This window comes from Methanobrevibacter sp. (assembly GCF_017427765.1).
Taxonomy (GTDB): Archaea; Methanobacteriota; Methanobacteria; order Methanobacteriales; family Methanobacteriaceae; genus Methanocatella.
On record NZ_JAFRSC010000028.1, the window covers coordinates 42,090 to 66,364 of the forward strand.

Sequence of the window (24,275 nt, forward strand, 5' to 3'; positions counted from 1 at the left end):
TAAAATTCATTTCTCTAAAAAGCTTGTAAAAGCAAGTTGTTAGGTAGTTAATTAAAATATTACCTACCTAACCATCCCAAAATACTCTTTTTTGAAATAATTAGAAAAACTTATTATATTTTCAAATCAATATAATAATATCATTAAACAAGGTTTGAAAATGAAACTAAAGTTAGCAATTACATTTGGAATACTTATCTGGATTATAACTTACATTTTAACAGAAATATTCAATCCGATATTTACAAATAACTTACCCGGCATTAATATAACCGTTCCAATAATATTAATCATTACAACCGGATTTTTTGGAATATTATACATCAGGAATGTTGATGAAAATGAAGTTATTGAAGGATTGGCAGTCGGACTAGTATTTATAGCAATTGATATAATTCTGGATATAGTCTTTATCATATATCCTAATGTTAAAACATTAATGTTCAGCGATTATAATCTGCATTTATTCTCAATGATTGTTTTAACTATATTAATTACAACATTTTTAGGATATTTAGCTCAAATGAATATTGATTTAAAATAAGGAGATTAATTAATGATACCTAAATCCCATCCACGTTACGAATCTTTATTGTTAAGAGATAAGATTGTAAAAGCTTCTGAAAAAGGTTATTTGGCAGACTCTGCAATGATAGCTCATGGCAGAGGAGAAGCTTTCGACTATTTAATTGGAGAAAAAACAACATATCCCGCAAAAAGAGCAATGTATGTTGCAGTTGCGGCTTTACTTTTATCAAATAATCCTGTCATTTCAGTTAATGGAAATGCAACAGCACTGGCCATTGATGAAATTATTGATTTTGCAAATGCCATTAATGCAAAAATTGAAATAAATCTGTTTTATAGAACCGATGAGCGAGTGCAAATCATCACAAAACTGTTCAAGGATCATGGCTATAAAGATATTCTTGGATCATTGGATGATGAAATCGAATATTTAAACGACATCAAAAATAATAGAGCATCAGCAAGTAAGACAGGAATTTATTCTGCCGACACAATATTAATACCTCTCGAAGACGGTGACAGGGCAGAAATCCTTAAAAAAAGCGGTAAAAAAATCATTACAATCGATTTAAATCCGCTTTCAAGAACTTCAAAGATGTCTGACATTTCCATTATGGACAATATCGTAAGAGCCGTTCCATTCATGACAAAAATAGCTGAAGATTTGAAAACTCAGGACAAAAAAGTTTTGGTTGAAATGGTAAATGAATTTGATAATGAAGAAAATCTTAAAGAATCAATTGAACAGATAAAAATTAAACAATAGTGAGGAATAAAATGCAAATAATGGGAGTATCCGGACTACCTGGTTCCGGAAAAAGTTTTGTTTCAGATATGGCCATTGAAAGAGGAGCAATCATGGTCAGTATGGGAGACATCGTAAGAGAAGAAGCTAAAAAAAGAGGAGAACCTAGTAAAGAAACCGCTAAAAATTTAAGAAAAGAATTTGGAGAATATATTATTGCAGAACTGACAATTAAAAAAATCAAAAAATTGGAAGAAGACGGAAACACAAATCCCATTATTGTTGACGGCATCAGAAGCCTTCACGAAGTGGACATGTTTAAGGAAAACTTTGATAATTTCATTGTTGTTTCAATATTTGCAAATCCTGAAATACGCTTTAACAGATTGCTTGAAAGAATGAGAGAAGATGATTCTAAAGACTATAAGGAATTTGAAAAAAGAGACAGAACAGAACTTGGTTTCGGAATAGGTAATGTCATTTCACTTTCAGATAAACTGATTATTAACGAAAGCGATTTGGAAAGCTATAAACAAGAAATAAATGAATTTTTAGAAGAACTTAATCTATAATTATTTTTCTTCTAAAACGGCATCTTCAATAATATAAACACCACTGTCACGGTGCCACTCTTTTTTATCTTTTAAAATTTTTAATCTCTTTTTAAATATAGGTCCATCAACAGCCAATGTTTCTGCTTCGCCGCCTTCAAATGCCAAATCGACATAATATTTTTTATTGATTTCAATAAGCTCATCAATCGTTTCATTATCTATTACTCGACCAAGCCATGATTCATCCAAACCCCATGCTGCAACGCCTGAAATGATAATTTTAAAACCAAGTGAAACTATTTCCCTCATATATTCCTCTTCATCAACATGCCAATATGGTGAAATAATTTCCAATCCCACTTCAGAGCCCAATTTTTCAATTCTTGATTTTTGATAAACTGAGTAAAGTGCACCTGTGTATATGCATTCCACACCCAAATCTTTTAGATTTTCAAAGCCAACCTTTAAATCTTGGAGTTCCTCTTCTTTAATTCCATCAGTTTCAATAGACATTATTGGAATATCAATGGCTTCTGCAAGCAAATCAGTTACATGAATATTTGGAACATGAAACATGTATGACTCATCATTACGGGATTTAATTGAAAGAAGATATTTAACATTGGCTCCATTACTTAAAGCATAATATAGAGCCATTGTACTATCTTTTCCGCCTGAAAATAAAACAGCAGCATTCATTAGAAATTACCTTTTTCGTTTTTCTCTTACGAATTTTCTGAATTTTCTAGTAAATACACCAAATGATTCATAATAAATACCCAATACAGCAACAATAACACCCACAACACCTGTAGCTAGTACAAAATAGCTAGTAGGCAACATGGTGGAGTTTGTTTTATTATAACTATTATGAACTGGTCCCTCTTTACTGCTGGCCACAATTCCTTTATCAAGCAAATTATGTTCAAATGTATCTAAAGAAGATGATTCTATAACCAATTCAGCATGCACCTGAGCATATGAAAGAGAACCACCATAAACTAATTTATACCAATCAGAAAAAGATTTTAAAGCTTCATACGAAGAATAATTATCTTCGAGTTCAATTTGAAGTTTACCATCTTTAGTCACATTATAATGTTTGTAATGAGAGTCGATATTGCCTAAAATACGATTGAAATATTCATACTCCCTATCATTAAATTTCCACAGAGGAATTGTAATTCCTGTTTCTTTAAAAGAAATAAAACCGTCTGTTGCTGTTAAATTCTCTTTTAAATCATTTATATTTATTGAAGAAGACAAATCCAAGTATAAAGTTTCTTCATTACCTGGTACGTTTTTTTCAACCATACTCATAACTGAAGGCAATTCTTCATATATGGGTTCCAGAAAGAATGCTCCTCCTATTGAACCAATTAAAAAAGCAACTACAATCACTAAAATGATTTCTTTTTTTGGCATGTAATTTCTAAGCATTCCAATTGAAAAAACGAATACCATCATAATTATAAATAAAATGATATAGATTATTGCTATTATCATATCCATAAGTTCACACAGCCGTTTAACTATTAATTTTAATATTTATAAATTATACAGTTAAATAATTTTGTATGAAACTTAATCTATTTTTGATATATTATCATGTTTTCACTGTTCATTGGCCATTCGACTACAAATGTATAGTAGCCTTTTTTTAAATTAAACGAGTCTGTTTTTAAACTAGATTTAACATTAATCTTAATATTCTTATTATCGCCGCTTTTCAGTTTAATTTTAGATGAAGCATATTTATTGGATACAGTAATCTTGACCGGTTTGTCAACATCAAGCTTTACTGTTTGCTTTGATCCCTGGCCCTGACCGTAAACCTGTTTAATGGCCTGGACCATTTTAGACAAATCTGCCTTTGTTTTGATACTGTCTGATACATCAAAAGTATTGTCCATGCTTTCATGCAGAAGAGGCATCGTGAAAACTACTAAAATTATTAAAGATATGGAAAATATCAATAAATATTCAAGAGAAATTTGACCGGTACTATCCTCAATCATCAAACCACCAGCACCAGATGTTTTGTTATCAGCATCATCAAATCACCAAAGCTTAAAGCAATAATTAAACCAACTAGTATTGCCGGAGTAAATGGAAATGATATTTTTACAGACAGCGAATCTGAAATAAATTTTTGAGCGTACATGATTTTCAAAAGATACATGTCATTTTTTGTTATTCCTCCGGCACTTTGGGATTTGAAATAATACTTAAAGCCTTTATCCTTACTTTTATAAACCTTCAGGTTGCCGTTTAAATCAGTTATAAGATTGCATATATGCTCATCGTTGAAGACATAATCATTAACTATCATTCCCTCCTTTAAATCATTAATGTGCACTGTTTTATTCAATGTGGAATTGATAACAGCCTTTAAACTTTCATAATTTAATATATTCACCAGAAAATCCACATTATTTTTAAATATATTATTTTTTAAAATCAGATGCACCGTAAACAGAACCAAAAATGGAAAGGATACCAGAATACTATTGAAGATTACGCTGAATATGAATGGGTATACAGAAAGTTCGGGGAAAATATTTAAAAAATCAATATTGAGACCAAATGGTATAGCTGTAGCAATTGATGTAAATAATTTAACATCACCACCACCCCACATATTAAGTTGCCATAGCAAATAAGCTACATAATACGTTACAACCATTAAAATAATTGACCCTAAAATGTATTTAACATTACTTGTAATTAATGATAAAATTAAATTCGATGTCAGTCCAAAAAGTATCAGCAAAAAATTTAACCTGTCGGGAACAATACCCTTTTTAACATCAAAAATTGATGCCAAAATAGCAAATAAAACTGTTACGATAATTTGAACTAAAAAAATCACACTAATATTCATAGTTAAAGATTAAACAAACTAGAATATTAATTATATAGAAATTCAACTTGTTAAATTGTTTTTAACTTGTAATATTGTATAAAAAAAGAAAAATTAATTTTTAGAAAACTCATAAATAGCTTCTAAAAATGCTTTAAATAAAGGATGTGGTCTGTTTGGTCTTGATTTAAATTCCGGATGGAATTGACAACCAATTGCCCATGGATGATTTGGGAATTCTACAATTTCGACTAAAAAATCATCAGGACTAGTTCCGGAAATTATTAAACCTTTATCTTGTAATTCCTGTCTGTAATCATTGTTGAACTCATATCTGTGTCTGTGACGTTCTTCAATATCGATTTCACCATAAGCTTCATAGGTTTTAGTACCTTCAATGATTTTACAGTCATAAGAACCTAAACGCATGGTTCCACCCATGTTTTTGATTTTCTTTTGCTCCTCCATCATGTCAATGACAGGATATTGCAAATTATCATCAAACTCAGAACTGTTTGCATCCGCATAACCGTTTCTTCTTGCAAATTGGGTTACCATGGACTGCATTCCAAGACAGATTCCAAATAAAGGAACATTATTTTCAATTGCATAATCTACTGCATCTAGTTTTCCTTCAAATCCTCTTTCACCGAATCCTCCAGGAATCAGAATACCGTCAAATTTAGATAATTCATCCTTGTCAAGCTCTTCAACATCAGAACTTAAGTATCTGATATTAGCTTTAACACCAATGCTTGCAGCCGCATGAAGCAATGACTCCCTAATACTGATGTATGAATCTTCAAGCTCAACATACTTACCTACAATACCAATAGTGACTTGAGGATCATTGATTCTTAGAGATTTTACGATTTCTCTCCATTCATCCAATTTAGATGAATCTGGTTCAATGTCTAATCCGATTCTGTTTACGATTAGCTCACCAATATTATTATCCTCCAAAACCAATGGCACTTCATATATTGTGCCTGCATCAGGAGTGTTTACTACTGCATTTACATCAACATCACAGAAGTGAGCGACTTTTGCAAGTAGTGCATCATCAATGTGCTCCTGTGATCTGCATACAATAACGTCAGGATTTATACCTACACTTCTCAATTCCTTAGTGGAGTGTTGGGTCGGTTTAGTTTTAAATTCTCCAGCTGCATTTAGGTAGGGAATAAATGTAACGTGGACAAACATGACGTTTTCGCGTCCTTCTTCATTTCTAAGTTGTCTTAAAGCTTCAAGGAAAGGCTGGCTTTCAATATCTCCAACAGTACCACCAAGTTCAATTAAAACCACATCATAATCATCGCCTTCGGAAGTGACCCTAATCATTTCTTTGATTCTGTTGGTAATGTGTGGAATGACCTGTACACATTCGCCCAAGTATCCGCCTTCCCTTTCTTTGGCAATAACTGATTCATAAACTTTTCCAGTAGTAATGTTAGCTAAACCTTTTAGTTCAACATCCAAAAATCTTTCATAGTGGCCTAAATCCAAATCTGTCTCCATACCATCACTAGTGACAAAAACTTCACCGTGTTGATAAGGATTGAGTGTTCCAGAATCCCAGTTTAAATACGGGTCTATTTTAATAGCTGAAACTTTTAAACCATAAGATCTTAAAATTCTGCCCATAGATGCGGAGGTAATACCTTTACCTATGGAACTAACTACCCCACCAGTTATTATAATATATTTTGTCAGATAAATCCTCTCCTTAAAATTTAAAACTACATTTATAATTTTAGTATTTTATGATATATAAAAATTTAATTTCGCTTATAAATAACTGTGTAAAAAATAGTCTACCTGCTGTTTTTCCAGTAATACAATTTATTTGAGATATGCCTTGCGGTTTCATTGAACTGGAACTGACCCTCATCGCCATAATTTGCAAAGTAATGTTCCTGGATGAAATCCATGCAGGAATCTCCGGGCCCCTCGGTAAAGTTGCCTCGCCTGCAGATCATCCCGTAAGCTGAACCATATGGACTTACACTCCAATAAGTGCAGTTAAGACATATTGCTTCACCATTATCAACTCTTGAATCAAAGTCTACATCCTCATCTTCAAAAGAATAATCATCTGAATCATCAAAAGTGGAGTATTCACTATCATCATCCGTATCAGATTCGTCAAAAAACTTCATGCATTCGAAACAGAAATTGTCTTGATCCAATTGGTTACCGCATTGAGGGCATTTCATTAAAAACACCTAAATTAACGTTTTAATGAATTCTTTAATGTATTTATCGCAAAATTCCCAGGTATGCTCACCGGGAGCTTCAATGAATTCAGCTTCAATATTTTTGGATTTTAAGAATTCATGAAAATCAACATTTTTATCATATAAAAAGTCATCAACTCCACATGCCATGAAAATCTCAGGTAAATCTTTACAAGCATCAATCAATGATTTTGGATCCATATCAGAACCTTTAAGATTATCCAAATTGCCAAAAACAGATTCATAAAATTGTCTTGAACGCAGCACATTATCGTCACTGGTATATGTGACAATATCATCAGTTATCAATGCTGCTGAAATCATTCCAATTTTTGAGAAGTTTTTATAGTATTTAAGCCCATTTCTAATAGCTCCATAACCTCCCATCGAAAAACCTGCAATGAAAGTATCTTCTCTCTTATCAGATAATGGGAAAATATTTCTAGTAATGTCTAAAAGTTCCTGACCGACATATTCACCAAAATAAGCATGGGCGTTGACATTATCAACATAAAAACTGTTTTCCCCACACGGAATTACAACAGCTATCCCATTGTCTTCAGCGAATTTCTGAATGGAAGTGTTGGCTAAAAATATATCATCACTTCCGTATAATCCGTGGAGCAGATACAGAGTTTTATAAGGCTTCGGAACTATTTCCTCCGTGTCCTGTAAAAAATGAATATTATCAGATGGAAGTATCACACTGATAGATGTTCTTCTCTGTAAGCTTTTACACTTGACATCCCCTCTAAATAATACCATCAAAGCACCTATTTTTGTAAATTATCCAGTTTTTCATTTATTTCAGTTATTTGTTTTGATAAAATTTCCTGATTTTTTAAAATTAAATTCTGATTATCGACAATAACTTTAAAATGTGCATCATTTAAATTTACCAAACCAACCAATTTATTAAAAATATCTTCATTATCAATCATATTTACACCTCTAAGTCCACAGGTCAGTTATGAAAAGAGGACTAGCGTCTTCAGCCTTTTCAAATCCACAGTTTTCATAAAAGCCGACTTCATCATCATATCCGACAACGACTATTCGAAGATAATCATTATACTTATCTTTAATTTTCTCTACTAAATGTTTTCCGATTCCTTTATCCTGATAATCCGGCCTTACCAAAAGATAATGCACATATGCTGTCATAATGCCGTCATCCATAGCACAAATCATACCCACCAATTTATCACCATCCCATGCAGAGAATACTGTTTCGAAGTTTCTCATTGCAATCTGGAGTTTTTCCGGAAAATGACCTGAAGACCACTCTACAGACAAAAACAAATCCTGCAAATCTTTCTTTTTGAATTCGTGAATATCTTTGTATACAATTTCTGGCATTAAACCACCCTATATTCTGTCCATTTATTTGAAAAATATCTGTAAATATAAATCGCCGCTCTTACATACCAGTCAATAAACATTGCAATCCATGTTCCAAACACTCCAATACCCATCCAGTCAGCTATTATGTAAGATAGACCTATTCTACATGCAAACATTACTGCCAAACTAATATACATTACTGATTTTGAATCACCGGCCCCTCTGAATGTTGCAGGAATAGTAAATGACAAAGGCCATATAATTATTGCAAATATTCCATGCCAAATAACCATTTCAGTTGTCATTGCTGCTGTTTGAGCTGATAAATTGTAAATGCCCAAAATTAAAGGCAATAGTGCAAATATTGCAATGTTAATGACAATATGGGAAACGAATACTATAATAAGGCATTTCTTATTATAATATCTTGCCTGTTCATAGTCATTTGCACCTACACAGTTTGAAATGACTGCAGTCAGACCCAAATTAATTGCAAAACCCGGAAGCACTGAAAATATTCCGATTGCATATCCGACGGAGTTAGCAGCTATTGCCATAGTTCCGAATGTCGAAACAATACTTAAAACCAATACTCTACCCAATTGGAATAATCCATTTTCAATTCCATATGGAATACCTACATTTAGGACTTTTTTAAGAATATAAAAGTCAAATTTATGTTTTAAAGTCTTTTTAATGTGGAGTTTATAATTATCATCAACAGCGAAATACATTATAACAAAAGCGGAAATTGCTCTGGAAATTACTGTTGGAATAGCCACACCGCGAACATCCCATCCCAAATAATAAATGCAAAATGCATTACCTATAACATTTAAAACATCACAAACAAGCATTATTTTCATTGGCAGACTTGCATTATTTGTTGTTCTGAAAATAGCTGCTCCAGCATTATATATTGCAATGAATGGAATCGACAATGCAATGATATACAAATACATATCCGCATTTGCCCAAACGTCCGCTTCTATTTGACCAAAAAGCAATCCTATCAAAAATTGCCTTAAAATTATAACTGCAATCATCAACACTGTAGACAGAATTGTTGAAAACCAAACAAGCTGTGTAGCAGAATCCTGCGCTTTATCCAATTGTTTATCGCCCAAATACTGTCCTGCGACTACAGCACCACCCGTTGCAAGAGCTGAAAAAGAAAAAATAAGAAGTTGAACTAGAAAGTCAACTAAAGAAACCCCTGAAATTGCAGCTTCACCTAAAGATGCAACCATTATGGAATCTGCAAAACCTACAAAAAATTCTAAAGCATATTCTACCAAAAGTGGAATAAACAGGTAGAGTAATGCCTTATTTGTATACAAATAACCTTCAGGAGTTTTAAATATATTCATAAGTTATCTTATAAAGTTTGTACGTGGTTTAGCCTCAGACATGTCAGGTTCAAGGCCTTTTTCACGACCAGCTTCAATACATTTTAAAAAGTATGCGAGATTTTTACCAATTTGTCTCATGGTAAACAATCCTTCTTCATCCTGCATTACTTCTTCAGGAGTATTTCCGTGTACTGCATTCCAGTAAACAGATGAAATGATTGGCATTTGTGTTATTGTCATATATTTGTTTAGCTGGTCAAAAGTTGCTGTAGTCCCTGATCTTCTTGCAGACACTATACCTGCAGCAGGTTTGAATCTGAAAGCGTCAGCGCCACTTCCATGACCGTTTGAGTAGAATGCACGGTCTAAAAATGCAGTTGTTGCACCGGTAGCAGCGGCGTAGTGAACCGGACTTCCAAATACAAATCCGTCAGCATCACGTGCTTTTTCGACAAATTCATTAACTTTATCATCACCAAAAGTACATTTTCCAATCTCGCTGCATTTTCCGCAAGCCATACAGCTTAAAACAGGTTTTGTTCCAACCCAAAATATTTCAGTTTCAATTTCGTTTTCGTTTAAACTTTTTGTAATTTCTGTTAGGGCAGTGTAAGTGCATCCGTTTTTATGCGGACTTCCGTTGAATAATAAAACTTTCATTTAATAATCTCCATCTATTAATCTTTGCATTAATTTGTAACCTTCTTTTTTAGCAATTGACCCTTTTAAGACACCCTGTTCATCAAATGACTCACATTCATCACCTGTTTTTTGTGAATCATATATTACGATTGGCACGTCATCTCTTGTGTGTGTTCCAATATCAATCGGTGTTGGATGGTCAGGCAATATTGCAGCTTTAAAGTCTTCACCTTCCAAACTTTCAACAATAGGTCCGACAATAAACTCATCAATTCTCTCAATTGCCTTAATTTTCTCTTCAATGTTTTGAGCATGACCTGCTTCATCGGGAGCCTCTATATGAATCAATAATACGTCATGATTTTTTAAGGCCTCAATTCCATATTCTCCTTTTTGTTTATAATCTGTGTCAAAGTACCCGGTAGCACCAGGAACATCAATAATGTCCATTCCTGCAAAGTTTCCAATACCTTTAAGCAAATCCACACCTGTGATTACAGCTGCAGTTATACCGTAAGTCTCTTCGAAATTAGGCAAACTTGGAGTCACACCCTGACCCCATAACCAAATCATATTGGCAGGTATTTCCCTTTTTTGGTTAACTTCATGGTCTTTAAGGAATTGCCTTGATTCAAACATTATGTTTTGAATTTCTTCAGCAAGTTCACAATCGCCGAATAAATTATCTGTTAATTTTTCGCCTGAAATATCATGTGGAGGCATTGTTTTAATGCCGGATAAGATTTCTGCATCTTCAAGGTTATCGCATGAGTAGATAAATAAGTGCCTGTAGCTAACTCCAGTGTAGAATTTTCCCTTAAAATCAGGATATTTTTCAGTGAAATATTCATTTAAACCTTTCATCAGTTTGTCTGATTCTTCAGTGGAAATATGGCCTGCATTAAAGTCATCCATTGAATCTGTTTGGCTGAATACAGTATTGCATCTGAATATTACATCGCGCGGAGTTGTTGGAATACCTTCACTGCCCGCTTCAAGAGGTCCACGGCCGGTGTAGTAATCTGCCGGATTATATCCGAAAATGCTCATATTAGCTACATCTGAACCTGGAGTGTATCCTTCAGGAACGTTGTTTGTCAGTCCACCGAAACCACCTTTAGCTAATTTATCAATATTTGGAGTTTTTGCAACCATTAAAGGAGTTTTACCATCTAATTCATCAATTGGAAGGTCGCTAGACCCATCTGGAATAAAAATTACATATTTCATGTTATCAAAAAAAGTAAAAGAAATTTAATTAGTTTTTATTTTTTAAAATACTAATTAAATCAGTCAACATCGCAGAAGCAGTTTCAAGAGATCCTGCTCCAAGTCCCATTACAGTTATATCTCCGGCCAAATCAGTGTGGATTGTAGCCATGTTTAAAGTTCCGCCTACATCATAGGAACTTCCTTTTTTAACCAAACGTGGAGATACACGTAAATTTTCACGAGATACTTCAGCTATTAACTTAATCAAATAATCATCTTTTTTAGCAAGCTCAATTGCATCAGAGTTAATATTTGAAATACCTGAAACTATCACATCACTGTAAGTAGCATCGATTCCTAAAAGTGAATTTGCCAAAATTACAGTTTTACATGCTGCATCTATACCTTCAACATCCTGAGTAGGATCAGTTTCAGCAATACCCAATTCCTGTGATTCTATTAAAGTAGCTTCGTAATCAGTACCTTCAGTTGTCATCCTTGATAAGATGTAATTTGTAGTACCGTTTAGGATACCGATGATTGATTTGATTTCACAGGATGAAAGTGTTTCTTTTGTGAAATTAATTATCGGCATTGCTCCACCAACACTGGCTTCATATTTAAATTCAACACCTGCTTTTTCAGCTGCACCAACTACTTCTTTAAATTTGAGTGCCAAATGTCCTTTATTTGATGTCACTACATCTTTTCCCTGTTCGAAAGCTTTAAGAGTTAGTGAAAATGCAGGTTCCGCATCAACGATATTGGTAGGAGTTGCTTCGATAAGACAATCATAATCCACAGCATCCAATACTTCTTCACCGGATTTCTCACAACCGAACTGAGGATAAGCTGATAATTTTCCTTCATTATTTTTTGTTTCCACAAGCAGTTTTTCATCAAGACCATCAGCAGATATTGCAGAGGTTGATGAATCAGCAGCAGCGACAACCTTTACTGCCACACCTGTTTTTTCTAAAATTAAATCCTTTTTCATGGAAATCGCATTGGCCACACCCTGACCTACTGCACCGAATCCCATTATAATGACTTTACATTCATCCATAATAATCCCTAAACTTCATTAATCATTACTAAATCTTTTTCTTCTGCAATTTCTTTGATTTTATCAAATACAAATTGTTTTTTACCGTAATCAGTTTCAACAGTAACAAGTGCAGTTGATTCCCTTTCACCATCTAATTTAATGTCGAATCCTGCAACGCAAACACCCTTTAGTGCGTTGATTCTATCCATGGTGTCTCTTACATCCTTATCGACAATATGGCCGTATAAAATTGTACTGACCATTTCTTTTTTTACAACACCATCCATTTCAACAATGGAAAATCCCAAATCATCGAATTTTTGGATTACATTGAAAAGATTTTCACGTTCTCCTTCGATTGTAAGGTGAACCGGAACCATACCCTGTTCATTTTTCAATTCCCTTTTGTGGATAACTGTAACCAAGTTTGCACCAAGACTGCCGATTGGCTCCAGTACAGAAACCAGTTGACCAGGAATATCCAAAAGTTCTAAAACTAAGTTCATTTTCATTTAAATCCCTCTTTAGTTTGTCCAATGAGCTTTTTTAACAATTAAATTTCCTTCTTTATCAATGCGAGCATTTCTTAATATTTTTTCCGGATTTTTCTCATGAGATACATCATCACGTGTTAAGTTTAAATTATCTGTAATGTACCATGTTTCATCTGAATCCGGAATGTCTTCCAATATTTTTGAAAATTTTTCTATAATGTCTTCTGCATCTTTTTCGATTGTCATAAATTAAAAACTCCTATAATAATAAAATATATTAATAACTCTATTTTTTTATATTAATAAAGTTAAAGATTTTAGGTAAAAAAAATCTAAAAAAAAGGCCTTAATAAAAAAAAATAATTATAAGTATTGTGAAATGTCAGTGTCTTTAACTATCTTTTTTCTCAATATCTTATCAATTCCAGTGCCGTATTGAGCTGCTTTTTTAGGTCTGTAAGCTATTTCATAGTTTAAACCACCCTCAAAAGCCAATTTCCTCAAAATGCTCTTTCTCATATCATCATGCATTGAAACAATTTTTTTGTTATCCGGAATGTTTAAAACCAATTCCACCAGTTTTTTATCTAAGAAAGGCAATCTCAACTCTACTGAATTAAGCATTGAGCAGGCATCATCACGCTCGAGATTAACATGATACATGTTGGACATGTCGACTCTCAAATCATAATTTAAAGTCCCATCAACAAAGCTTTGAAGATATCTTTTATATCCTCCAAAAAGCTCATCGGCGCCCTGGCCTGAAATTGCTACTTTTAAACCGTCCTTGGCAACTAATTTTGTTGCAAAATAAGTTGTAAGACCAACACCCACCTTCATCAGATTATCATCACCGATAGCTTTAACAACCTGAGGCAAGGCTTGTCTTACCATATCTTCAGTCACATTACAGATTTCCAAATCTAGATTTAAGAATTTTGATGCGTAAATAGCCGCTTCAACATCTTTTGAGCCTTCAGCACCTACTGCATATAATTTGATTTTAAGTGGAACATTGTCTGAAATTTCTTTTAAAAGCAAAGCCAGATAAGAGCTGTCAACTCCACCTGAAAATATAACTCCAACATCTGTTAGGCCTTCCACTCTTTTCAGGACACTTAATCTCAGCATCTTTTCTATTTTTGCAACGTCCCCTTCAAAGACTTTTTCATAAATTGGCTGAGCGGGAGCAATATCCTGCCAGTTAAATAAAATGTGTTCGGGTTTAAGAGTGTTAATATCTGTTAGGCCGACTTCTTTTAGGGATTGTCTTGAGGATGCAAAACCTTTTAGGTTATCATTTTGAGCGTAGAATAAAGGTTTGACTCCCAAAGGATCGCGTGCAATTGCCAGATTTTCACCATCGAAGACTGCAAATGCATAATCTCCATCGATTAACCGGATAGCTGACTGTATGGCCTTAACCAAATCAAGTTTTTTTGCGTAAAAATCAATTAAATAAAGTAGGACTTCTGAATCAGATGTGATTTCTGCTTCAACGCCAACCTTTTTCAAGAAATTTCTCATAGTGTAGAAATTATATAATTCTCCATTGAAGACAACTGTAAGGTTTCCATTGGAAACCGGCTGCGGTTTTGAAACTCTATCATTTAAATCATAGATTGAAAGCAGATTATGTCCAAAACCAATGGAATATGTGTTTTCATCTTCAAATTCATCCAGAGCAATATTTTCATGAATATTATCTAACCAAACACCGGAAGAATCAGGACCTCTATTTCTAGAGGCTTTTAACATTTTTATTATATCGTTTCCCTTAAAATTACCTTGAAGACCTACTATAGAACACATAATATAATATTAAATCATAATAATACTTAAAATTAATTTAAAAAAAAAGAAAAGAAAAAAAGATTATATTGCTACATCTTTTTTTGTAAAGTAAATGTATGAAATGGCCAATCCGATTAAGAAAGTAGCTAAAATAACACCATAAGACACACCAATACCTGTAGTGTACTCAGCTATTTCACCTGATGCAATCAGATATGGGCAAACCCAAGGAACAAACGGAGCCCAGTTTTGACCATAGACCATCAGATTCACCAATGATAATGCAGCACCTCCAACCATTGCAGGAACCATGTTTGTTATAAACAGTGATAGGAATACAAATGGAGAGAATGTTAAAAACAACAGGACATTGGCATAGAGCAGTTGTGCAAAGCTATCTATAAACAGTTTTACTGTAAAACCTTCAAGGCCTGCCACAAAACCGAATATAAGTGCTGATATACTTGTAACTACTGTTAAAATCACAATCCATACCAAAAACATAAGATACTTGCTGGCCAAGAATTTACCTCTTGATATTGGGATTGTCAGCATGGTTTTTAAAGTATGTTCATTATATTCTCTACCGAATAAGTAGGATATTATTATTGCAAATATAAGAACTGCAAACATTGCAGACATGTACATATTGACATTGGTAAACAATGCTTCAAAGGTTTGTCCTTCATCAAATGCAGTGACCGCTATAAACATTAACAATGGCGGGAGAATAGCTCCTAATAAACTCAACAAGAATATCTTTGATCTTTTCAGCTTTAAAAATTCCATTTCAATGAAAGTCAACATAAAATCACCTTAATTATTTGATACAAAACGTGTGAAAAATTCTTCCAGGTTCTCTTCACACAGATTTACTTTTCTAACATCAATTCCTGCCTTAACAAACAGTTCATTGAACTTATCTCTTAATTCCAGATGAGTATACAAATTAATCGTATTTCCAGAGACTGTAAAATCATCATTTTCATTAAGTTCCAGTTCGTTAAATATGTTTACAGCCAAATCAGGATTTGATACTTCGAATTCAACAAATTTATCCAATCGGTTATATAACTCCTCTTTTGAAATCTCTTCAATCAAGACTCCCTCATCCATAAATCCTATGACATCAGCAATGTTTTCAATTTCGCTTAGGATATGGGATGAAATTAAAATGGTTATTCCGAACTCATGAGCCAGTCTTTTAAGCAGGTTTCTGATTTCTTTAATTCCGAAGGGATCAAGACCGTTGATAGGTTCATCCAATATTAATAATTCAGGACTGTGCATGATTGCTGCTGCTATTCCCAATCTCTGTTTCATTCCCAAAGAAAAATCTTTATACTTTTTAGATTTTGCATTTTCAAGATTTACCATTTCAAGAACAGCATTAATATTTGCCGGATTGAAATTCCCTCTTAACTTTGCAATGATTTTTAAGTTTTCATAAGCAGTCAGATTTTCGTAAAATCCAGGAGTTTCAATGATGGAGCCTATTTTGGAATAAGTCCCATTAGAATCATTTTTAGGATTTTTTCCAAAAAGATATATTTCGCCGCTGCTTGGATATGTAAGATTTAAGAGCATGCACATAGTAGTGGTTTTCCCAGCTCCGTTTTTACCTAAAAGCCCATAGATTTTACCTCTTTCAACATGCATACTGACTGAATTAACAACCTTATTTTTGGAATATATTTTTGACAAATTGTTTGTTTCGATGACGTAGTCTGACATGATAAAATCTCCTTAAAAAAATTAAAAAAAAATAAATGAGAATAATATTTAATTCTCATTAAAAGATGCTGTTTCAGCCATCTGTTTTAACAGTTCCAGATTATTTCCGGATAGGACAATAACTTTATTATTGTCCGGATTTTTCAAATAAATTGAATAATCACAATTTGTTATGTTGGAGCTGATATTACTGGATACATTAACAGTCTCATTACTTGATTCATTACCTGAAACATGTACTCCATCAGATGTAATTGATACATTTTGACCGTTAACATCAGAAACTTCCAAACCGTTACTTGACAGTGAAACTGAATTTCCTCCATCAGAAATGCTTAAACCATCAGATGAAAATATGCTTCCAACAAAGTTAAAAATACTGTCAAAAGTATTTCCCATATCAAAATCAGGAACATTCTGATTATTTTTTAATACAATATACTTCTCTGTTTCTTCAACTTTAGATCCACTGTTTTCAAGACCTTTAATAAAACCTGATATTTGGTTTTTATCTGCTGTGGAATCTTTGAAGTACATTATTGAGTTTACATCATCGGAATTACTTCCTGAATTTTCAAATATTACTAAATCCATGCCTTTAGAGGAAATGTTTACTGATTCGTTGAAATGAGTGTCTGAAACAACATCAATTCCGAATTCATTATTGTTAAAATCGTTTGCTAAATTGACTGCACTTACAGCTGAAACCGCCACGCCAACAGCCAACAAAGCCAACAATACGCCTAAAATTTTTGAATTTAATTTCAAATTATCACCTTAAAATTAACTATTTGATTGATTCTCTGTATACTGATCCGCAAACCCTGTTGTAGAATATTGCTCCGTAAGAGTCTATGAACAGTCCTTCAATTACTGCAACGAAAATTGATATGATTAAAGCCTGATTTGAAATGGCTGCTATAAACACTCCTGTTATCATACTTAATATAAAGCTTGCCGCTGCCATGATAATCATATACACAATTATTGTAAAAATGATTATTCCAACATATTTGCCCCATCCAAGATTGGAAATGTTTCCTGTAATTTCTTTTATGTCAAAGGCCTTTGTGATGCTGTCATGTGCAACCATATTGTTCAATGCCATAATGAGCAGGAAATATGATATAATGAACAGCAATACTGAAATCAGGATTATAATCGCCAACGCTGATGAGTTACCTATCAATACTATTCCACATGCCATGATAATTATTGGAATTATATTATATGCTAAAACTACAATGAAATATTTGATTCCGTTAACCAGCATTCCAATTATATCATTGAATCCAGGAAGGTCTTCTTTTTTGTCTATTGAGAATTTCACAATATTATACTGATATCCGAATATGAACAAGGATATTATGAAGCTAACAATAGCTAAAGCCACAACCAAGTAAATGTCACCAGTTGGAAGCTGTGAAAATGGAATGTGTGATACATTGCCGTTGGTATTTTCAACCATATGTATGCCAAATCTGAAAATCTCAAAAGATTTCACACTCATAAACACTGATATTGCACTTATAAGCGCAAACAGTCCGCCCAATCCTAAAAGCTTTTTGATGTCATTGAAGGGGTATTTCAACCCCTCTTTAACATGATCAGTTATGCTTGCCATCATATCACCTTAGATTTGCATAGTATATAACAGTCCAATTGATCTTGCATTGAATATGCTTAAGTACGGTCCGACAATAAACATTGTGACAAGTGAATTGATTATTGCTCCTAAAATGAATATTCCGCCCGGATTAGCACCTAAAATAGCACCGGATATTCCGAATATGGTAAATATTGCATAAATAATTGCAGTGACAACAGCAGCTATGACCAAAGTTATTATAATTAATCCAAGATATGTTGCAATGCAGTTGAACCATCCGATTTCATCAATCACTTCTCTGATTTCACTTATTGCAAACGCTTTTGAGAATGCGCCGTCATGATATGCCATGTGACATAATCCCATTTGCTGCATTAAACATGCAACTACAAAAAGGACAAATGTAATTAAACATCCCACAATCATCAATACGGATGATGCCATTCCATGCAATTGGCCTGCACATGCTGCAAAAATTATGAAAACAATAGCAGGAACAAGCAAATAAGCTATTTGGACTATTACAACTTTAACACCATCAACAAACATATCGATTACATCATCAAAGCCAGGCAATGGGTCTCTACCATTGATTACTCCGTGAACGGCTGTGTTGATAACTCTATAATTATAACCTGTAAGCAAGAATGCCGGAAGCAATAAGAAACTAAATAAACAAATTACACCTAAAAGCACTAGTGTTTTCCAGTCTTTAGCGGAATATTCCAGTGCGTCTTTATAAATATCTAAAATCATTTTTTTCAACTCCTAATAGTAATCATCATCGAAAATGAAAATATCTTCCATGACGAAATATTGTTCTCGATCTCCTTTGAATAACATTTTATTAAAAACCTGGGTAATTTCATAGGCTAAAAATAAAGATGGATTATATCTGCCGTTTTCAAGGGCGTTAATCGTCTGGCGAGTAACTCCAACTTTATCCCCAAGTTCTTTTTGGCTCATTTTGAGCTCCTGTCTTAAATATTTAATCATGGTTTTCATAGTATTCCCACAAATTAATTCATTTTTGCAAAAAGTATTTAAGTACTCCAAGTAATTATGTTAAAATCTAATTACTTATGTTAATGTTACATTACATAGTATATAAACTTAACGGTTAATAATAAAACTAATTAAATTAATTTAAATAGATAAAAAAAGACAAATAATTATTAATATATTTAAAATTAAATTTTAATAAATATTTTAATAATATAAACATTATAATAATCTTAAATTGAAATATAAAAAATATAAATATCTATTTTTAGTAAAAAATTAAAAACGAAACATTTATATATAAGGGAATACATCTTTAACATATGTAACATTTCATTAACACATTTAATGTTACTGAAAACAGTCTCAAGCAGAAAATCAAACTTACCATATTATTGATCCATTTTCCTCTAAATATCTGCTTGGGGCTAAAAAACCTAATTTTAATTAAAAATTTCTAAAATATACAAAAAAAGAACTTTAAAGAAAATATAAAGTTAGAATCAAACTAACTCTATATTTAACCAACATTTAAAAAAAGGTAATGTTAAAATAACCTTTTTGTACAATTTGATTTGACTTTAATATTATATAATAGTTTTGATATCATAAAATTAAAAAAACTAAAAGAATGGAACAATTGAATACACAGTAATCAAAACAACCACCGTTAAAATCACAATAGCTCCCAAAGGCACTTTTTTCCAGGCAAGACCTGCAGCAACAACCGCACCAATCAAACCTATATACCACAGCTGACTGTCAACTGTCAACACTCCAGGACATATCAACGCCGCAAGTGCAGTGTAGGGAATCAAATTAAGGAATTTCTCCACTTTGGGTGAAAACTCAAGCTTATTTATAAAAAGTGCGGGAATCAGCCTTGGAATAAATGTCACAAGCGCACATCCAAGAATAACCAAATTTATGTAATCCATCATGCATCACCTGAAAGAAGATATTCATCATCAACGATATACATTCCAACAGCAGCCCCAACAAGAGTGGAGACGATTAATGACCAGTTTCCTAAAAAATTGCTTAAAACAATGTTTAAAACTGCAGTTATCAAAACCAGAAGCGCGATCTGTCTGTTTTCCTTAACGGCCGGAGTCAGTATTGCAACAAACAGTGCATAGAGTGAAATATTGAAACTGTTGGTTACGATTACCGGAAGCAAATCAAGTAAAAATACTCCAACTGCTGCACCAAAACACCATGAAAGCCATGCAGTTATTGCAATTCCAAGATATATCCAGATTGATGAATCCTGAGAAAGTGAAAACATTGCAAATGATTCATCAACAGTTACATGTGCCGCCAAGACATTCAGTGGAGTGTTTGACTCTTCAACCTGATTTAAAACACATGCAGACATTACAAAATATCTCAAATTTACAACAAAATTTGTCAGTATAATAGCTATTGCAGTTGCACCAGTAAGAGCCATTGAAGCGGCGATGATTTGGCCCGCCCCTGCATAAACTAAAAATGACATTGAAATAGTCTGCAGAGGTGTAAAACCTGCTTTTATTGCAATTGCAGCATAACCAATTCCCATTGGAATATATCCGAATGTAATAGGAATGCCCTTTTTAGCACCATCGATGAACTTGGATTTTCTAGAAATAGCAATGTCTCCTTGAGAAATAAATAAAAAAAAGAAGTAATTTAACTTAATAAATTACTAATATGATCTGTTGTAATAAGGCCCAATACTTTCATATCCTCATCAACGACCGGAAGACATGAAATATCAAATTTACGCATTTTACGAGCAACTTCCTCTATGGAATCTCCTGCATTACAATATTTTACGGTAGTTGTCATGATATCCTTTAGCTTATTGGAATCAGTCGCTATTGATTTGGATAAATCCCAGCTTGTAACAATACCTATTAATTTATTGTCATCAGTTACAACAGGAATGTGAGTTACGTGGCGGTCCAGCATCAATTTAGCTGCCTGTACAACATCAGCATTCGCTTTGATTGTAGCTATTTTTTCCATCATCAAGTCTTCAACAACATTATCAGACAGGAAATTGGCAAATATATAGTTAAGCTGTCCTTTTTCAAGCAGGAATGCGTCATGACCATAGTTGGATTTTATTTCTGAAAATGCCACTTCAATATTATTTGCATTAAGCGCAGTTACAATTTCAGTACTTTGCTCTGTTGGATATAACCAATCAGAATCAACTGAAAGCACTTCAATTTTAGCTTTGACATCCTTTAACCCGTCAATCAATGATCCGTTAACGGACAAATCAAACAAATCAACTGCCTTTGTGATGTATAGATAGCTGTTTGCATCAAAACGTTTTACAAAGGTTTCGCCCTGATGTTTAAGATAGCTTTCAACCTGGAAATCTACAGTAAAGTCATAGCTGATTTCGTCCTTATCCTGAAGGCCACGTCCGAATTTAATGTCCATTGATTCATCACTCAAATATGTAATGTGGGCAATCATACGGGCTAATGACAATCCGTTACGTGGAATCTCACCGGTTTCATAGTAGTTTCCGTTGTTCCAGTTAGGATCTGAAAATATGGACTGGCGACCTACAGCATTGAATGCAATCTGCTGAGGAGATGACATTGCGGCTGTTGCAATCGGAATTGCCTTTTTCATCATGTCGGGATAGTCCACAAGCCATTGGAGAACCTGCATTCCCCCCATTGATCCTCCTATAATTGCATATAACTGAGTAATTCCAAATGAGTCAACCAGTTTCTTTTGAACTGTAACCATGTCATTAATAGTAATTACCGGAAATTCCATACCATACTCTTTTCCGGTTTTTGGATTAATAGAACTCGGACCGGTTGTTCCCTTACATCCTCCCAAGACGTTGGAACAAATTATGAAATATTTTTCGCTGTCAATAGCTTTTCCAGGCCCGATTACAATATCCCACCATCCGGGCTTTTTATCTCCCTCATGCCATCCTGCAGCATGGGCATCACCAGTCAGAGCATGACAGATTAAAATAGCATTAGATTTATCTTTGTTAAGCTCACCGTAAGTTTCATATGCAACAGTAACATTATTAAGACTTTCACCACTATCCAAATCAATTGCTCCATCAATTTTGAAATATTTTGTCTCAACAATACCAATAGATTCATCATTCATTTAAAACACCAATATTTAATTTTTCCATAGCAATTTTAGCTGCTTCCTGCTGTGCCTCTTTTTTATTCTTTCCTTTTCCTACTCCCATTTCTTTCCCATTGATTAGAATGGATATGAAGAATGTTTTGTCATGAGGAACACCATATTCATTTAATGTTTCATATTCTATTTCCAGTCCTTCTCCATCAGCATATTCCTTTATGGCAGACTTATAATCTGTAAAAAATACTCTTTTTTCATCAATGTATTGAAAAATATTGTCTGAAATAAATTTCTTTGCAAATTTAATTCCCTGGTCTATAAACATTGCACCTAAAAATGATTCAAAGATATCTGCAGTGATTGACAGCACTTCATTTTTAGTCAGATTTGATTCTTCAGCCGAAACCTTAAGGTACTCAGTTAAACCCAATTCATGTGAGTAAAATATCAATGCAGATTGGCATACATAATTGGCTCTCAGTTTGGTGAGTTTTCCTTCTTCATATTCAGGATATTTATTGTATAGATATTCGGATACAATCAGACTTAAAACAGAATCTCCAAGAAATTCCAATCTCTCATAATTGTAATCCAAATGATGAATTGTACTGTAAGAGCCATGAGTAAATGCAATCTGATATAATTCCTCATTTTCAGTTTCAATGCCAAATTTTTCAAATAGATTCATGTTAACGCCCAAAGTTTATTGATATGATATTAATTATTATTTTCCAATTATATATAATATTATATAACAATAGTTATAAATATTACTTTTCAAATGCTCTATCTCTTTTCTTATATGTAATTCATTTACAAAGTAATATCAAAAAGGATTTGGTACAATGATAATAAATTGGCAAGAAGAAATAACAAAAATCGATCCTGATATAAAATTCAGAGCTCAGGGCGGATGGCTAAAAACAATCGAAGAATTGGACAAAAGTGTCAGAAACGGATATTCACTTGTTGGAGACTTTGTCCAGGCAGGAAACTTTGAAGCAGAATACAGCGAGGGAATATACCTTGACTGCAATAAGGAAGGAACTGCAAAAAAGCCTCAGCAGGACTACAGACTGTTCAGATTCAGGGACGGCAAGGTAAGACTGCTCGATATGGTGATTGATGCAGGCCAGAGCTGGGCAGTTGATTTATGGGATGCTGTTGAAGACGAAATATAGAAAGCAGGATTTAATCAGAAATCCTACCTCTTGGTTTAAATTTTGAAAATCCAGTAATCTGGATATTTTCTCTTATATCAAGGCATTTAGGCTCCTGCAGAAGAATTATCTTGTGGTCAAGATTTTGAGGGAAGTTCTTACCTTTCCCATCAACTATTCCTCTGTAGCTTACCTTAAACTCACCAGTTCCACCGATATCCACACCTAATTTTTCAGAAGAGATAACATCATCAAAGAAGTTTTCTAAATCCATTATTTCAAATACCGGTGCGACATAGCTTAAAGCCATCAGACCATTCTCATTTTCCCTGATTTTGACTCTTCTTTGATCAAGCTCTATGAATTCACCGTGTTTTTGTTTGGTGATTCTGATTTTGTTTGAAATATACATCATATCACTACCCTATGTGGCAGAACTCACAGCATGCGCATGTTGGCTCAAAGTAATTGTCATCAGGCTCCACAATAGCTTTCTGTGCAAATAAAGTAATATTGAACTTTGGTTCGTACTCGACACTGACTTCCTTGGTCATTGGAGAAAGACCCCTGTAATAAACTGGCCTGTAGCCTGTTTGTGAAATATCAAAGTAGAATTTCTCACCAGTAGTGAATCTATTGAAGAATTCTTCTAAAGCCAATGCCTGTTTTGGAGAGATTGAAAATGTAAAACCCATTGTATCATCACTTCTCTGCCTTATTCCTGCATTGGAAATATCAACAGCCAATATGTCATCTTTACCTCTTACAAAGACGACACAGTTTTCCAAATCCACTTCATTTTCTTTTGCAATATCATTCAAATCAGTCATTTGA

At 33.5% G+C, this 24,275-nt stretch carries 32 protein-coding genes; 4 read left to right on the plus strand and 28 right to left on the minus strand.

Annotated features, from left to right (window positions below; all coding sequences use genetic code 11):
* Positions 1-160 precede the first annotated feature (160 nt).
* From IJL02_RS08880 to IJL02_RS08890, 3 genes are read left to right on the plus strand one after another with little or no spacing between them, the layout of a single operon-like run.
* Positions 161-544: a hypothetical protein gene (locus IJL02_RS08880; RefSeq protein WP_292815193.1), complete on the plus strand. Its 384-nt coding sequence runs from the start codon at positions 161-163 to the stop codon at positions 542-544.
* Between the two features lie 12 nt (positions 545-556).
* Entirely contained in the window at positions 557-1,294 is a 738-nt protein-coding gene (locus tag IJL02_RS08885; protein ID WP_292815196.1) for a 4-phosphopantoate--beta-alanine ligase, read from the plus strand.
* Between the two features lie 11 nt (positions 1,295-1,305).
* Positions 1,306-1,845, plus strand: coding sequence for a nucleoside monophosphate kinase (locus tag IJL02_RS08890; protein ID WP_292815198.1), 540 nt, complete (start codon positions 1,306-1,308; stop codon positions 1,843-1,845).
* Here the strand turns inward: IJL02_RS08890 and IJL02_RS08895 are convergent, their stop codons facing one another.
* The 26 genes from IJL02_RS08895 to rnc form a co-directional block, all read right to left on the minus strand.
* Positions 1,846-2,526, minus strand: coding sequence for a diphthine--ammonia ligase (locus tag IJL02_RS08895; protein ID WP_292815201.1), 681 nt, complete (start codon positions 2,524-2,526; stop codon positions 1,846-1,848). It lies immediately after the preceding gene.
* Between the two features lie 6 nt (positions 2,527-2,532).
* Positions 2,533-3,339, minus strand: a complete 807-nt coding sequence (locus IJL02_RS08900; protein WP_292815204.1) for a hypothetical protein — start codon at positions 3,337-3,339, stop codon at positions 2,533-2,535.
* A 77-nt stretch (positions 3,340-3,416) separates the two neighbouring features.
* Entirely contained in the window at positions 3,417-3,845 is a 429-nt protein-coding gene (locus IJL02_RS08905) for a class III signal peptide-containing protein (protein WP_292815207.1), read from the minus strand.
* Entirely contained in the window at positions 3,845-4,711 is an 867-nt protein-coding gene (locus tag IJL02_RS08910; RefSeq protein WP_292815210.1) for a prepilin peptidase, read from the minus strand. Before IJL02_RS08910 ends, IJL02_RS08905 begins: the two co-directional genes overlap by 1 nt.
* Before the next feature lie 93 nt (positions 4,712-4,804).
* Positions 4,805-6,442 (minus strand): CTP synthase, encoded by a 1,638-nt coding sequence (locus IJL02_RS08915; protein WP_292815339.1) that lies wholly within the window; start codon positions 6,440-6,442, stop codon positions 4,805-4,807.
* Positions 6,443-6,507: 65 nt separating this feature from the next.
* On the minus strand, positions 6,508-6,909 hold the full coding sequence (locus IJL02_RS08920; protein WP_292815213.1) for a hypothetical protein: 402 nt from the start codon (positions 6,907-6,909) through the stop codon (positions 6,508-6,510).
* Positions 6,910-6,918: 9 nt separating this feature from the next.
* Complete coding sequence (locus IJL02_RS08925; protein WP_292815216.1) at positions 6,919-7,695, minus strand: alpha/beta hydrolase family protein; 777 nt, start codon at positions 7,693-7,695, stop codon at positions 6,919-6,921.
* An 8-nt stretch (positions 7,696-7,703) separates the two neighbouring features.
* Positions 7,704-7,871, minus strand: coding sequence for a hypothetical protein (locus IJL02_RS08930; RefSeq protein WP_292815219.1), 168 nt, complete (start codon positions 7,869-7,871; stop codon positions 7,704-7,706).
* A gap of 10 nt (positions 7,872-7,881) precedes the next feature.
* Positions 7,882-8,289: a GNAT family N-acetyltransferase gene (locus tag IJL02_RS08935; RefSeq protein WP_292815223.1), complete on the minus strand. Its 408-nt coding sequence runs from the start codon at positions 8,287-8,289 to the stop codon at positions 7,882-7,884.
* Positions 8,289-9,644, minus strand: coding sequence for an MATE family efflux transporter (locus IJL02_RS08940; RefSeq protein ID WP_292815228.1), 1,356 nt, complete (start codon positions 9,642-9,644; stop codon positions 8,289-8,291). Before IJL02_RS08940 ends, IJL02_RS08935 begins: the two co-directional genes overlap by 1 nt.
* Before the next feature lie 3 nt (positions 9,645-9,647).
* Entirely contained in the window at positions 9,648-10,286 is a 639-nt protein-coding gene (locus tag IJL02_RS08945) for a flavodoxin family protein (RefSeq protein ID WP_292815231.1), read from the minus strand.
* Positions 10,287-11,498: a cofactor-independent phosphoglycerate mutase gene (locus tag IJL02_RS08950; protein WP_292815236.1), complete on the minus strand. Its 1,212-nt coding sequence runs from the start codon at positions 11,496-11,498 to the stop codon at positions 10,287-10,289. It abuts the gene before it with no gap.
* A gap of 28 nt (positions 11,499-11,526) precedes the next feature.
* A complete protein-coding gene (locus IJL02_RS08955) occupies positions 11,527-12,546 on the minus strand; it encodes a homoserine dehydrogenase (RefSeq protein ID WP_292815240.1) in 1,020 nt (339 codons plus the stop codon).
* 8 nt (positions 12,547-12,554) lie between these two features.
* Positions 12,555-13,040 carry an amino acid-binding protein gene (locus tag IJL02_RS08960; RefSeq protein ID WP_292815243.1) on the minus strand — a complete coding sequence of 162 codons (486 nt, stop codon included), beginning with the start codon at positions 13,038-13,040 and terminating at the stop codon, positions 12,555-12,557.
* A gap of 12 nt (positions 13,041-13,052) precedes the next feature.
* Positions 13,053-13,268: an Asp-tRNA(Asn) amidotransferase subunit GatC gene (gatC, locus tag IJL02_RS08965; RefSeq protein ID WP_292815245.1), complete on the minus strand. Its 216-nt coding sequence runs from the start codon at positions 13,266-13,268 to the stop codon at positions 13,053-13,055.
* Between the two features lie 117 nt (positions 13,269-13,385).
* Positions 13,386-14,780 (minus strand): asparagine synthase-related protein, encoded by a 1,395-nt coding sequence (locus IJL02_RS08970; protein ID WP_292815250.1) that lies wholly within the window; start codon positions 14,778-14,780, stop codon positions 13,386-13,388.
* Between the two features lie 117 nt (positions 14,781-14,897).
* Positions 14,898-15,623 (minus strand): ABC transporter permease, encoded by a 726-nt coding sequence (locus tag IJL02_RS08975; protein ID WP_292815253.1) that lies wholly within the window; start codon positions 15,621-15,623, stop codon positions 14,898-14,900.
* Positions 15,624-15,632: 9 nt separating this feature from the next.
* Positions 15,633-16,550 carry an ABC transporter ATP-binding protein gene (locus IJL02_RS08980; protein WP_292815256.1) on the minus strand — a complete coding sequence of 306 codons (918 nt, stop codon included), beginning with the start codon at positions 16,548-16,550 and terminating at the stop codon, positions 15,633-15,635.
* Positions 16,551-16,598: 48 nt separating this feature from the next.
* On the minus strand, positions 16,599-17,318 hold the full coding sequence (locus IJL02_RS08985; RefSeq protein ID WP_292815259.1) for a hypothetical protein: 720 nt from the start codon (positions 17,316-17,318) through the stop codon (positions 16,599-16,601).
* A gap of 19 nt (positions 17,319-17,337) precedes the next feature.
* Positions 17,338-18,174 (minus strand): DUF4013 domain-containing protein, encoded by an 837-nt coding sequence (locus IJL02_RS08990; protein WP_292815262.1) that lies wholly within the window; start codon positions 18,172-18,174, stop codon positions 17,338-17,340.
* A 9-nt stretch (positions 18,175-18,183) separates the two neighbouring features.
* On the minus strand, positions 18,184-18,915 hold the full coding sequence (locus IJL02_RS08995; protein WP_292815265.1) for a DUF4013 domain-containing protein: 732 nt from the start codon (positions 18,913-18,915) through the stop codon (positions 18,184-18,186).
* A gap of 12 nt (positions 18,916-18,927) precedes the next feature.
* Positions 18,928-19,164, minus strand: coding sequence for a helix-turn-helix transcriptional regulator (locus tag IJL02_RS09000; protein WP_292815268.1), 237 nt, complete (start codon positions 19,162-19,164; stop codon positions 18,928-18,930).
* A 620-nt stretch (positions 19,165-19,784) separates the two neighbouring features.
* A complete protein-coding gene (locus IJL02_RS09005) occupies positions 19,785-20,099 on the minus strand; it encodes an AzlD domain-containing protein (RefSeq protein WP_292815271.1) in 315 nt (104 codons plus the stop codon).
* Entirely contained in the window at positions 20,099-20,842 is a 744-nt protein-coding gene (locus IJL02_RS09010; RefSeq protein ID WP_342765185.1) for an AzlC family ABC transporter permease, read from the minus strand. The genes IJL02_RS09005 and IJL02_RS09010 overlap by 1 nt, the downstream gene beginning before the upstream one ends.
* On the minus strand, positions 20,833-22,299 hold the full coding sequence (locus IJL02_RS09015; protein ID WP_292815275.1) for a homoserine O-acetyltransferase: 1,467 nt from the start codon (positions 22,297-22,299) through the stop codon (positions 20,833-20,835). Before IJL02_RS09015 ends, IJL02_RS09010 begins: the two co-directional genes overlap by 10 nt.
* Positions 22,292-22,969 (minus strand): ribonuclease III, encoded by a 678-nt coding sequence (gene rnc / locus IJL02_RS09020; RefSeq protein ID WP_292815279.1) that lies wholly within the window; start codon positions 22,967-22,969, stop codon positions 22,292-22,294. Before rnc ends, IJL02_RS09015 begins: the two co-directional genes overlap by 8 nt.
* Positions 22,970-23,126: 157 nt before the next feature.
* On the opposite strand from rnc, the gene IJL02_RS09025 reads away from it, so the two are divergent.
* Positions 23,127-23,462 carry a hypothetical protein gene (locus IJL02_RS09025; protein ID WP_292815282.1) on the plus strand — a complete coding sequence of 112 codons (336 nt, stop codon included), beginning with the start codon at positions 23,127-23,129 and terminating at the stop codon, positions 23,460-23,462.
* 10 nt (positions 23,463-23,472) lie between these two features.
* Here IJL02_RS09025 and IJL02_RS09030 read toward each other — a convergent pair whose 3' ends face one another.
* Together IJL02_RS09030 and IJL02_RS09035 are read right to left on the minus strand one after the other, a co-directional pair.
* Positions 23,473-23,856, minus strand: coding sequence for a hypothetical protein (locus tag IJL02_RS09030; protein ID WP_292815285.1), 384 nt, complete (start codon positions 23,854-23,856; stop codon positions 23,473-23,475).
* Positions 23,857-23,860: 4 nt separating this feature from the next.
* Positions 23,861-24,271, minus strand: a complete 411-nt coding sequence (locus tag IJL02_RS09035; protein ID WP_292815289.1) for a hypothetical protein — start codon at positions 24,269-24,271, stop codon at positions 23,861-23,863.
* Between the last annotated feature and the right edge of the window lie 4 nt (positions 24,272-24,275).

Bases quoted from the DNA above. Each gene is read 5' to 3' on its own strand.
- IJL02_RS08880 (WP_292815193.1), top strand. From the start codon at position 161: ATGAAACTAAAGTTAGCAATTACATTTGGAATACTTATCTGGATTATA.
- IJL02_RS08885 (WP_292815196.1), top strand. From the start codon at position 557: ATGATACCTAAATCCCATCCACGTTACGAATCTTTATTGTTAAGAGAT.
- IJL02_RS08890 (WP_292815198.1), top strand. From the start codon at position 1,306: ATGCAAATAATGGGAGTATCCGGACTACCTGGTTCCGGAAAAAGTTTT.
- IJL02_RS08895 (WP_292815201.1), bottom strand. From the start codon at position 2,526: ATGAATGCTGCTGTTTTATTTTCAGGCGGAAAAGATAGTACAATGGCT.
- IJL02_RS08900 (WP_292815204.1), bottom strand. From the start codon at position 3,339: ATGGATATGATAATAGCAATAATCTATATCATTTTATTTATAATTATG.
- IJL02_RS08905 (WP_292815207.1), bottom strand. From the start codon at position 3,845: ATGATTGAGGATAGTACCGGTCAAATTTCTCTTGAATATTTATTGATA.
- IJL02_RS08910 (WP_292815210.1), bottom strand. From the start codon at position 4,711: ATGAATATTAGTGTGATTTTTTTAGTTCAAATTATCGTAACAGTTTTA.
- IJL02_RS08920 (WP_292815213.1), bottom strand. From the start codon at position 6,909: ATGAAATGCCCTCAATGCGGTAACCAATTGGATCAAGACAATTTCTGT.
- IJL02_RS08925 (WP_292815216.1), bottom strand. From the start codon at position 7,695: ATGGTATTATTTAGAGGGGATGTCAAGTGTAAAAGCTTACAGAGAAGA.
- IJL02_RS08930 (WP_292815219.1), bottom strand. From the start codon at position 7,871: ATGATTGATAATGAAGATATTTTTAATAAATTGGTTGGTTTGGTAAAT.
- IJL02_RS08935 (WP_292815223.1), bottom strand. From the start codon at position 8,289: ATGCCAGAAATTGTATACAAAGATATTCACGAATTCAAAAAGAAAGAT.
- IJL02_RS08940 (WP_292815228.1), bottom strand. From the start codon at position 9,644: ATGAATATATTTAAAACTCCTGAAGGTTATTTGTATACAAATAAGGCA.
- IJL02_RS08945 (WP_292815231.1), bottom strand. From the start codon at position 10,286: ATGAAAGTTTTATTATTCAACGGAAGTCCGCATAAAAACGGATGCACT.
- IJL02_RS08950 (WP_292815236.1), bottom strand. From the start codon at position 11,498: ATGAAATATGTAATTTTTATTCCAGATGGGTCTAGCGACCTTCCAATT.
- IJL02_RS08955 (WP_292815240.1), bottom strand. From the start codon at position 12,546: ATGGATGAATGTAAAGTCATTATAATGGGATTCGGTGCAGTAGGTCAG.
- IJL02_RS08960 (WP_292815243.1), bottom strand. From the start codon at position 13,040: ATGAAAATGAACTTAGTTTTAGAACTTTTGGATATTCCTGGTCAACTG.
- gatC (WP_292815245.1), bottom strand. From the start codon at position 13,268: ATGACAATCGAAAAAGATGCAGAAGACATTATAGAAAAATTTTCAAAA.
- IJL02_RS08970 (WP_292815250.1), bottom strand. From the start codon at position 14,780: ATGTTAAAAGCCTCTAGAAATAGAGGTCCTGATTCTTCCGGTGTTTGG.
- IJL02_RS08975 (WP_292815253.1), bottom strand. From the start codon at position 15,623: ATGTTGACTTTCATTGAAATGGAATTTTTAAAGCTGAAAAGATCAAAG.
- IJL02_RS08980 (WP_292815256.1), bottom strand. From the start codon at position 16,550: ATGTCAGACTACGTCATCGAAACAAACAATTTGTCAAAAATATATTCC.
- IJL02_RS08990 (WP_292815262.1), bottom strand. From the start codon at position 18,174: ATGGCAAGCATAACTGATCATGTTAAAGAGGGGTTGAAATACCCCTTC.
- IJL02_RS08995 (WP_292815265.1), bottom strand. From the start codon at position 18,915: ATGATTTTAGATATTTATAAAGACGCACTGGAATATTCCGCTAAAGAC.
- IJL02_RS09000 (WP_292815268.1), bottom strand. From the start codon at position 19,164: ATGAAAACCATGATTAAATATTTAAGACAGGAGCTCAAAATGAGCCAA.
- IJL02_RS09005 (WP_292815271.1), bottom strand. From the start codon at position 20,099: ATGGATTACATAAATTTGGTTATTCTTGGATGTGCGCTTGTGACATTT.
- IJL02_RS09015 (WP_292815275.1), bottom strand. From the start codon at position 22,299: ATGAATGATGAATCTATTGGTATTGTTGAGACAAAATATTTCAAAATT.
- rnc (WP_292815279.1), bottom strand. From the start codon at position 22,969: ATGAATCTATTTGAAAAATTTGGCATTGAAACTGAAAATGAGGAATTA.
- IJL02_RS09025 (WP_292815282.1), top strand. From the start codon at position 23,127: ATGATAATAAATTGGCAAGAAGAAATAACAAAAATCGATCCTGATATA.
- IJL02_RS09030 (WP_292815285.1), bottom strand. From the start codon at position 23,856: ATGATGTATATTTCAAACAAAATCAGAATCACCAAACAAAAACACGGT.
- IJL02_RS09035 (WP_292815289.1), bottom strand. From the start codon at position 24,271: ATGACTGATTTGAATGATATTGCAAAAGAAAATGAAGTGGATTTGGAA.